Source organism: Nonomuraea sp. NPDC050691 (assembly GCF_040654455.1).
Classification (GTDB): domain Bacteria; phylum Actinomycetota; class Actinomycetes; order Streptosporangiales; family Streptosporangiaceae; genus Nonomuraea.
The window spans coordinates 1-9569 of sequence record NZ_JBFAIA010000250.1 but is presented as its reverse complement, the minus strand read 5'-3'; the positions used below and the strand labels follow the sequence as shown (position 1 = coordinate 9569).

Annotated in this window: 11 protein-coding genes; 3 read left to right on the top strand and 8 right to left on the bottom strand. The window is 67.4% G+C overall.

The features are described from left to right. Positions 1 to 253, bottom strand: a 253-nt coding sequence (locus tag AB0H81_RS41810; protein ID WP_358387123.1) for a helix-turn-helix domain-containing protein, incomplete at its 3' end; no start/stop codon positions are given. 127 nt (positions 254 to 380) lie between these two features. Between AB0H81_RS41810 and AB0H81_RS41805 the strand changes: the two genes are divergently transcribed. From AB0H81_RS41805 to AB0H81_RS41795, 3 genes are all read left to right on the top strand, one after another. After that, positions 381 to 944 (top strand): dihydrofolate reductase family protein, encoded by a 564-nt coding sequence (locus tag AB0H81_RS41805; RefSeq protein WP_358387121.1) that lies wholly within the window; start codon positions 381 to 383, stop codon positions 942 to 944. A gap of 272 nt (positions 945 to 1216) precedes the next feature. Beyond that, positions 1217 to 1498: a hypothetical protein gene (locus AB0H81_RS41800; protein ID WP_358387118.1), complete on the top strand. Its 282-nt coding sequence runs from the start codon at positions 1217 to 1219 to the stop codon at positions 1496 to 1498. Positions 1499 to 2067: 569 nt separating this feature from the next. Continuing rightward, positions 2068 to 2505 (top strand): hypothetical protein, encoded by a 438-nt coding sequence (locus AB0H81_RS41795; RefSeq protein WP_358387115.1) that lies wholly within the window; start codon positions 2068 to 2070, stop codon positions 2503 to 2505. Between the two features lie 147 nt (positions 2506 to 2652). Here AB0H81_RS41795 and AB0H81_RS41790 read toward each other — a convergent pair. The 7 genes from AB0H81_RS41790 to AB0H81_RS41760 form a co-directional block, all read right to left on the bottom strand. After that, positions 2653 to 3470 (bottom strand): IS5 family transposase gene (locus tag AB0H81_RS41790; RefSeq protein WP_358387112.1). Its coding sequence is split into 2 segments (ribosomal slippage): positions 2653 to 3128 and positions 3128 to 3470, totalling 819 coding nucleotides; the frame shifts between segments, so codons are not numbered across the junction. 360 nt (positions 3471 to 3830) lie between these two features. Then, entirely contained in the window at positions 3831 to 4961 is a 1131-nt protein-coding gene (locus AB0H81_RS41785) for an FAD-dependent oxidoreductase (protein WP_358387109.1), read from the bottom strand. Then, positions 4958 to 5158, bottom strand: coding sequence for a ferredoxin (locus tag AB0H81_RS41780; protein ID WP_358387106.1), 201 nt, complete (start codon positions 5156 to 5158; stop codon positions 4958 to 4960). Before AB0H81_RS41780 ends, AB0H81_RS41785 begins: the two co-directional genes overlap by 4 nt. A 504-nt stretch (positions 5159 to 5662) precedes the next feature. Beyond that, positions 5663 to 6265 carry a TetR/AcrR family transcriptional regulator gene (locus AB0H81_RS41775; RefSeq protein WP_358387103.1) on the bottom strand — a complete coding sequence of 201 codons (603 nt, stop codon included), beginning with the start codon at positions 6263 to 6265 and terminating at the stop codon, positions 5663 to 5665. Next, positions 6262 to 7449 (bottom strand): cytochrome P450, encoded by a 1188-nt coding sequence (locus AB0H81_RS41770; protein ID WP_358387100.1) that lies wholly within the window; start codon positions 7447 to 7449, stop codon positions 6262 to 6264. The genes AB0H81_RS41775 and AB0H81_RS41770 overlap by 4 nt, the downstream gene beginning before the upstream one ends. 479 nt (positions 7450 to 7928) lie before the next feature. Then, positions 7929 to 9236, bottom strand: a complete 1308-nt coding sequence (locus tag AB0H81_RS41765) for an MFS transporter (RefSeq protein WP_358387097.1) — start codon at positions 9234 to 9236, stop codon at positions 7929 to 7931. Next, positions 9229 to 9569: hypothetical protein (locus AB0H81_RS41760; RefSeq protein WP_358387094.1), on the bottom strand; the 341-nt coding region annotated here is incomplete at its 5' end. The genes AB0H81_RS41765 and AB0H81_RS41760, both read right to left, overlap by 8 nt.

The following is a 9569-nucleotide window of genomic DNA, read 5'->3' as shown; positions in this document are numbered from 1 at the left end:
CCGCCGCCTCGATCATGATGGCCATCAGCTCTGTCTTGCCGTTGACGTAGCGGTACAGGGCCATCTTGGTGAGGCCGAGCTCGGCGGCGATGCGGTGCATGGAGACCGCCTCCAGGCCCTCGGTATCGGCGACCTTGACGGCGGTGTCGGCCAGCCGGGCGAGGTCGAAGGCGGGCCTGGGGCCTCTGATGCGCGGCTTGCGCAGGCCCCACAACAGTTCCGCCAGTGTCCTCGGATCCTCGTTGACCGCCACGTCGCCTCCCGCTTGCCATCCACCAAAACTGTCTCTACCGTACACAGTGTTCAGGGGACACAGTTTATCTCCGGACCCGGGAGCAGGCGGTGGCCGAGGGGCCACGCCGTGAAACGAGGAGTGGGCCATGTCCAAATCAGTGCTCGACATGTCGATGTCCCTCGACGGGTACATCGCCGATCCCAACGACTTCCTCGGCGGCAACGATGGCGAGCGGCTGCACAGGTGGGCTGACTCGGACCAGCATCCCGGGCCGGTCAAGCAGTTCCAAGACGAATGGAACGGGGCTGGTGCGATCCTCGCGGGACGGCGGACCGCTGAGCTCATGGACCACTGGGGCGGCTCTCACGGCGGTCTCCCGATCTTCGTCCCCAGCCACCGGCCGCCCGGCCCGGCCGCCAGGTGGGGCTATCCGCTGGTGACCTACGTGAACGACGGGATCGAAAGCGCGATGGCGCAGGCGAAGGCCGCCGCCGGGGAACGGGACGTCCAGATTCGTGGCGGCGCGTACACGGTGCAGCAGGCCCTCGTGGCCGGAGTGCTGGATGAAGTGCAGATCCACCACATTCCAGTACTCCTGGGCGGAGGGCGCCGGTTGTTCGACGTCCTGCCGTCGGAGATCGAGTTGGAGATCATTCAGGTGCTCGACACGCCCGAGGCCACCCACATCCGCTACCGCGTCCGCCGCTGAGCCGATCGGCCACGGACCGGGCCGGGCGTTACTGCCAGGGGAGGTTGAGGTTGGTCCGGTCATGATGGAAGAGTGACTGCTCTGCCTGGTGATCGATTCCGTGATCCGAAGATGTGGATCACGGCATTCGCGGACGAAGTCTTGGTGCGATGCCCGCGCTGCGCCGGGTGCGCCGTGATGCTCGCTCAACCGGGCGATCCTGTGCATCGCGTACCCTGACGTGGGGGACGATTCGAAACGCTGAGGCGGTTGCGCTGCTCCAGTCGTCTTCGATGTTCGGCGTGGCCACGGCGGTCGACCCGTACTTCGGGTTGCCCTTGTGGGTCCAGGCCGGGTTTCGCGGTCACCTGTGGTGGGCGTACAACCTCCGACACCTTGATCCGTTGGAGGGCTACGTGGCAGCACGCCTGAAAGAGCGTCACGAACTTCCTCTCACCACAGGCTCCATGACCAACATCGCCCGGCTTCCCGTCTGGATGAAGGCGGAAAAGAGCCGGGACGAGGTCTTGCGAACGATCGGCCGCATGAGGGCCTCAGCGCCCGCCACGGCCTGACCCAGGCCTGTTCGCGCCATCGCCCCTGACGCCCTGGATCATCTCTCTGGGACGCTCACCTCGCACAACCCTGCCGAAGAAGCGGTGCCCACGACGAAGGTCAAGGAGTGGGCCAGCGCGACCCGTATCGAGCTCAACCAGTGGATCAAGACGCAGAAGCATTGAGTCTTGTTCAGGCCGGCGGCCACCGTGCCCAGCCCGAGATGCTGCCGGCGGGTCCAGATCTGGATCTTGTGCAGCTCCCATGCGAGGCGTCGCCGACGAGCAGCCCGACCCGTGCGAGGCCAACCTGGCCCGGGCACGGCCTCGAGCCCGGCGTGAACGGCCTGAACCCGCACACCGGCGCAGCCGCCACCTCCCGAACGCCCCGAACACCCGCCCGAACAGCACCCCCAGCCGCAGGCATGGAGCAGCGATCCGGCAGCGAACGCAACGGGGACCCCAGGCTCGCTCAGCCGCTCCTCCATGAGCCCGCCACAGAGGCGCCGAAGAGGTATTGACGCCCCCTCAACCGATCTTGATACTGACGGGAACGATCAAGGACCGAGGGTCGCGACAAGGCGTCCCGAATGAACACCGGCGAAGGAGCTGGCCAACTCATGAAGTGGACACGCCGACTCGGCCTGACCGGCGCGGCGGTAGCCGCCGCCGTACTGAGCACAGTCTCACCGGCGCAGGCGAGCACCAACAGCGGATGGATCTACAACGCCACCGGCGGCGGCGCGGCCTTCTTCGACGCCGACCTCAATGGCTACCCAGACGTCGAGAAACTGACCGTCTGCGACAACAGAAGCGACGGCAGAGGCGTCATCGCCTATGTGTACGAGTACGGCGCCGACGATGGGCCCTGGGCCGTCGAGGACCCGTCGAACGACGGCCGCTGCGCGTTCGACAACGGCACCAGATTCGCCGAGGAGCGCAGGCTCTGGATGGACGTGTGCGACTACCATTACGTCGAGAACCGCAGGATCGTCGACAACTGCAAGATGTGGATCGGCTATGCGTGATCACCCATCGCCCTGATGCCATGACAAGCCGTGAGCCGCCGCGCTGACGGCGCCGTCAGCCGCACGCGCGGCGGCCCCTTGTCCTTGCCTCGGTGTCGCCTGCGTGAACGCGCAGGCGACATGGGCAACAGGTTCTAAGACCGTGTCCTATGTGGTGAGCCGGATGAACCGCTTGTGACAGCACAGGGCAGCAGCTAGGCCGAGAAAGGCCAGGTAGTTGCCGGAGTAGCGTTCGTAGCGGATGGTGAGCCGTCGATAGCCGGTCAACCAGGACATAGTCCGCTCGATCACCCAGCGATGCCGGCCTAATCGCTGGCTGGACTCCATTCCCTTGCGGGCGATACGAACCGCGATGGGCCTGCCGCGTAACCATCGACGCAGGTCGGCACGGCCATACGCCTTGTCCGCGTGAAGCTTGCCGGGCTTGATGTGACCGCCGTGGCGAGGGTCGCGTCTCATTTGGAGTTCGGTCACGATGGGCTTGAGGCCCTCGCTGTCGTGGGTGTTGCCAGATGAGACACCGACCACGACGGGCAGTCCGCACCGGTCTGACAGGACGTGCATCTTGGAACCCGGCTTGCCCCGGTCCACGGGGCTCGGACCTGCAAGTTCGCCCCCCTTTTGGCCCGCACGTGGGCGGAGTCGAGCATGACGCGGGAGAGGTCGAGCAGGTCAGCGGCAGCGAGTTTGTCGAGCACGGCCTGGTGCAGCTTGGTCCACACGCCGGCCCGCGACCAGATCAGAAAGCGGCGGTGCGCGGTGGACTTCGATATCCCGAAACATGGCGGCAGAGTCCGCCACGCACACCCGCTCACCAGCACGTAGACGATGGCCGCGAACACCGCTTCATCAGGCGTGTTTTGCGTGCCACCGCCCTGTGGACGCACCCGTGCCGGCGGTAACGACGGGCGGACGATCTCCCAGAATCCGTCCGGGACGATCCACCCCCACTCGTTCCTTCCCATGCCCTCTTAACGTCCGGCTCACCACATAGGACCCGGTCTAAGAACAGGCGGTCTTCGGGAGCGAACCTTACCCGTACATCGGCGCCGAGCTGCCTGCGAAGGACCATGATCTGGTGACGCAGAGCGATAATCTCGACATCCTTGTCACGATCACTCATCGGCAGTAGCCGCAGTGCGGCGAACGCGTTCGTGAGGGTGAAATACGCCAGGCGAAGAAGCACGAACGATCATCATGCCGCACAAAGTTTCCTGCCTGGACGGGCGGAGAACGCCTATGCCAGTCTCGGCTTCCCGAGGCCATGACCTGGCCGGGCGGGGATAATCGGTCACGTGTCACATATGCCCCATGGATTCGCCTCTTCATGAGGAGAAGACGCGGGGATGGTTCCAGCCGATCGCAGCGGTGACGGTGTCCCCGCTCTCCGCGAGGGCGACGAAGCGCCCGGCGGCTGCGTCGCCCTCGATCAACCGGATGCGGCTGTCGGGAGCGATGACGCCGTGGACCTGGATCTTCGTGGCGTACTGATCGGTCCAGAAGTACGGAGTCGGGGTGTAGGGGCGATCGGCCCGCAGGATGTTGGCGGCAACGGTGAGCGCCTGTTCTATGGCGTTGGTGCGGTTCTCCAGGCGGGTGCTCACCCCGGTGACGGGGTGGCGCCAGCGGGCCACGTCGCCGACCGCGTAGACGTCGGGCGCGGCGCGGCAGTATGCGTCGCATTCGATGCCGTCGCTCAGCGTCAGTCCGCTGCCGGTCAGCCAGCCGGTGGCCGGGACGGAGCCGACGGCTATGACCACCAGGTCTGTGGGGACGACCTCGCCGCCGGCCAACTCGACCGCGCCGACGCGCCCGTTCACGCTGTTGAAGCCGCACACGCCGGCTCCCATGCGCAGGTGAACGCCACGTCGTTGGTGCATCGCCGCGATGCGGGCGCCGAGTTCCCCGCCGATCTGGCGGGCCATCGGCACGGGCAGAGCGTCGATCAGCGTCACCTGACGGCCGAGGGAGCGAGCTGCGGCGGCGATCTCGCAGCCGAGCACTCCCGCGCCGATGATCACGCCCCGCCGCACCGTGGACAGCTCCCGGCGCAACGCGAGGGCGTCGTCCACGGTTCGCAGCGTGTGTATGCCGGCTATATTGGGCTGGAACGGCAGCGGGCGTGGGGCCAGGCCGGTGGCGATCACGAGGGTGTCGTACCGCAGGCTGCGCCCGTCATCGAGGCACACCGTGCGGGCCTGGAGGTCGAGCTGTTCGCCTCGGCGGCCGAGGTACAACTCGGCGTCGAGGTCGTCCAACTGCTCACGGTTGCGAAGCAGAACCCGTTCGATCGGCCACCTGCCGGTGAGGATCTCCTTGGACAGAGGTGGCCGGTCGTAGGGCAGATGCGGTTCGTCGCCGACCAACCCGATGCGCCCGTCATAGCCCTTTCGGCGCAGCGCCTCCACCACGGTGAGACCGCCGACGGAAGCGCCGATGACCAGGACGCCGTTCACCGATCCTCCTTCAGCCGGATGGCCGCGGCGGGGCAGATCATGACGGCCTCGCGGACGGCCTCGTGGTGGCCGGCGGGCGGATCGGCGTCGAGCAGCACCACGATGCCGTCCTCGCCGCGCTGGTCGAAGACCTCCGGCACGGCCATGACGCATAGGCCGCCCGCGGCGCACCTGTCCTGGTCGACGATTACTTCCATGCCGGTCTCCTCGGTGTCGGTTCGGTTTGTGGAACGCTGTTGGAGCCGCGCGGCAGCACAACGAGGGTGACGACGATTCCACAGCACGTGACGGCGGCGGCGCCCCACAGCAGGTTGGTCATTCCGTGCACGAACGCAAGCCGTACGTGCTCCAGCAGGTGGGTGTGCCGCGACGTCCGGTGAGGTGAACGCCGGCCAAGACACGGTCGCGGGCCGCGGCGGCATCCGGTGCGTGTAGTCCGGCGCCGGCGAGATCGAGCCGGCTCTGGCATCCAGCGCTCAGGGCGCTGCCGAGGCCGCGCGTCCACGCCGAGGCCCGCCCGGCAGGCGCCCCACGAGGTGGCCGCCGCCTGGGTGGGGGGCACCACCTCGTCCAGCAGGTTGATGCTGGATGAGGTGACAGCTTGCAACAGGGCTGGGAAGACCCAGCGGCCTCTGCCGGAGAACGGCGAGCCGTCGAGGTCGATGGGAGAGAGGGATATCGGAGCTTTGAGCTTCGAGTAGTTAGGGCGCCGGTTCGCCGGCGCCGGGTGGCTCGAAGAAGTCATGCGGTGACGGTGGGGGCAGGGTGACCGGTGATGGGCGCAGTCCGTCGATGAGCAGCGCGAGGTAGCGTCTGCGGTCCTCGCCCTGGGGATCTCCTGGGTGCACCGTGGCCAGGTTCATGACGGTGATCACGGTCAGGTCGCGAGGAAGCAGTTCCGGTCGCACCACGCCCGCGTCGATGGCCCGGCGCAGCATGGGTTCGATGGCGTGCATGAAGAGCTGCGTGCTCTCGTTCGCGAACGTCACGAACTCGTGGGCGAGTGAGATGATGACCCGACGCCGGGCGAGTACCTCGGTGACGGCCTCGAGCATCCCGGTGAGGTCCTGCCACGGGTCGTCGGTGTGTACCGCTGTGATGGGCTGGAGTTCGGTGGTGAGGACGTGGTCGAAGACGGCTCGGACGAGTTGGTCACGCGAGCGGAAGCGGCGGTAGACCGTCATCACGCTCACGTTCGCGCGTGCGGCGATCTCCTCGAGCGTGGCCTGGGGCCCGATCTCCTCGAATGCCAGGACCGCGGCGCCGACGATGCGCTCATGGTTGCGGGCTGCGTCGGCTCTCACCAGGTCACTCGCAGCGAGTTCAACCCGTAGACGGTGCTGAAGAATCGGTAGTCGGCCTGCTCGTCCGCGAGTGTGAGGTTGGGGAAGCGTCGCAGGAGGGCCGGGAAGGCGATGCGCATCTCCATGCGGGCCAGCGGCGCTCCGAGACAGTGGTGCACGCCGTGGCCGAAGGCGATGTGTCCGGGGGCGCCCCGGGTGATGTCGAGGGTGTCGGGGTTCTCGATGTGGCCACCGTCGCGGTTGGCGGCGGGAAGCGAAAGGAGAACCAGTGATCCCGCGGGGATGACGTGGCCGGCGATCTCCACATCCGTCGTGGTCGTGCGCGGTGACGGTGAGTGCACGATGGACAGCCAGCGCAGCAGTTCCTCGATGGCGGGCTCGGTCCGTGCCGGATCCTCGCGGATCATGGCGAGTTGGTCGGGGTGTCGCAGCAGGGCCAGGGTGCCCAGGGCGAGCATGTTCGAGGTCGTCTCGTGCCCGGCGAGCAGCAGCAGGGCCGCGATGCCGTTGAGCTCGTCGGTGCTCAGATCGTCGCCGTGCTCGCGCACCAGCATGCCCAGCATGTCCTCGCCCGGGTCGGCCTGTGCGCGGGCGACCAGGCCTGCCATGTAAGCGCGGTTCTCCCGCAGCGCCGCGGTCTGTTCCTCGACCGGCAACGAGATGTCGAGCAGGCGAACGGAACGTTCCTGGAACTCGGCGCGGTCGGCGTACGGCACTCCCAGTAACTCGCATATCACCAGCGACGGCACCGGCAACGCGAAGTGCTCCACCAGATCGGCCGGCTTGCCGGCCCGCTCCAGATCGTCCAGCGCCGCCTCGACGATCTCCACGATGCGCGGCTCGAGCCGGCGCATCCTACGGATGGTGAACTCCGGGGTGAGCATCCGCCGCAACCGGGTGTGCTCCGGCGGGTCGAATGCGAGCAGAAACCCGGCCCGCAGCTTGTCCTGCTCGTCCTGGCTCATCTCACCGGCCGCGGCGAACGGTGTCATGGCGTTGCTGAACCGGGTCGGATCCGAAAGCACCTCGCGCACATCCTCGTGCCGGAGAACCAGGTACGCGGGCTGGCCGAACGGCGTCACCACCTGCACCACACCCTCACCGTCCCGAGCTCGGGCCAGTTCCTCGACCGGGTCGAGTCCGTCCCGCCGCATCTCCACCGACAACTCCGGCGCCTGCGTCATCGCCCATCCCCTTCCGCAATCAGATCGTTTGGCCCAACGTAGCAGATAACTGAAAGGTGACCTAACACTTATGGGTTGCATAGATCGAGGGCTGAGCCGACCTGGCGTGAGGAGCGGCCACGGGCTTGCTGATCAGGATGGTGCTGACGCTTCCGTGTTGACCGACTCGTCGGGCCACCGGCCATCCGCTGATCCCCTTGTCACGGTCGTTCACCGACGCGGGCATGTGTGTGACACAAGGGCTTCGCGGTGCTGTTCATCAAGGGCATCGGCGTCGAGTTCGTCGGAAGGGATCAGATCCGCACCGCCGTCAAGTGCTGCAACTCGCTGTCCACGTGTGTCCCCATGGCGCCCGCATTGAGAGGGTGTCTTTGAACTCCTTATGTGATCTTGAGGGACTGTGATCGGTTCGAGGTCAGAGAAGACGCTAAGTAGCAATGTCGCGAAAGGGTGCGTACCGAAGCACGCGTCATCGCGGGTCACTGAGCATGGCGCTTTGATTTCACTACGACGAGCAGTCCCGCCGTGATCGCCCCGCCGGCGTGTAGGCAGAGCGTCGGGACAATGCCGAGCCGTTCGCCGAGCACGCCCGCCAGCGCCATCCCGAGCAGCGACGTGGCGGCCTGGGCGCTGATGAGGAGCCCGAAGACGGCGCCTAACCGGTCGTCGCTGGTGACCGTCTGGGCGAATGTGGTCAGCCCCGCCATCGCTGCCGCGGCCGGTATCCCGGCCAGGCCGATCAGCGCGATGGACGGCCACAGCTCACGCGTCAGGAGTGGGTAGGTGAACAGCGCCAGGTCGGCCAAGCCGAAAACGACCGTCCCCCACCCCAATAGCGCCCGCGGCGTGGCGTTCCCCGGGCGGGCGGCGAGCGCCAGACCGCCGGCGATCCCGCCGACTGCCTGCGCCGACAGGAACAGCCCGTACGCGCCCCCATGTCCGCCGAGCACATCGGCCACGAACGGTGCCGCGAGCGTCCCGAAGATGCCCTCGCCCAGACCTGTGATCACCATGTATGTCATCAGCAGGCGTACGCCGCGGTTCGTTCTGGCCAGCCGCAGCCCGGAGACCCACTGCCCGCCCACAGTCTGCCCGCTCATTGTCGTCGCGGTCGCGGCGCGGGCGGGCGTCCGCAGGTGTGCCAGCAGGAGCGCGGAGATCAGGAAGCCGGCCACGCCGATCCCGACGACGGCGGCCAGCCCGCCCGCGCCGACCGCGACCCCGCCCGCGAGCGCGCCCAGCAGTCTGGCGGCCTGGCCGGTCTGCCCATGCAACGCGTTTGCCCTGACGAGCTGTGAGGCGGCCACGATCTGTGGCACGAGGGCTTTCTGGGCGGGGAACAGGACTGTGCTGAGCACGCCTGTCCACAAGGCGACGGCATAGATGATCCACACCTGACCCGGCTCGCGGACCGCCAGGAGAGGCAGCAGCCCCAGCGCGAGCAGCATGTCCGTGATCGCCAGCAGCCTGCGGCGGTCCCATCGGTCGGCGAGCACGCCCGCCAGTGAACCGAGCAGGACGTCCGGTATGCGGCCGGCCAGCAGCATGGTGGCGCTGGACAGTGTGGACCCGGTGAGTACGTAGACGTGGTAGGCCAGGCCGGTGCTGATGACCCAGTCACCGGTCTGCGAGATCAGCCCGGCCGTGAGTAGTCGCCGGTAGTCCTGGTTTCTCCCGAGGAGGCTCCGGATCCCGCTCGGCGCCTCCTTGGTCGACTTCTCCGGAGCGCTCGTGGCCTCCCCCGCCGGTTCCTCTCCCGGCAGGGTGGCGTCTCTGGCGTCAGTCACCGGTGCCGGTGGTCGGGAGTGGAACCAGGAGGGTGGTCAGCAGGACGGGCCGGGCCCCTTCCGGCCGCTCGGACGGGTCGGCGATTCGCGCCATCAGTGGCTCCAGTAGCCGGTTGAATGCGGCGTCGAAGGAGGCGAGTTCGTCGGGTGTGACGTAGAGGTAGGAGTTGCCGATCCCGCCGACCTTCCGCCATGCGTCCGGTTCGTCCATGCGGCGCTCTTGCCATTCGGCCAGTCGTGACAGCGCCCGTTCGGCGATGACCTGTTCCAGCAGGCCGCGGGCGGCCGAGGCCTCGGGGGTGGACTCGACGTCGGACCACTCCTGGGTGAGTG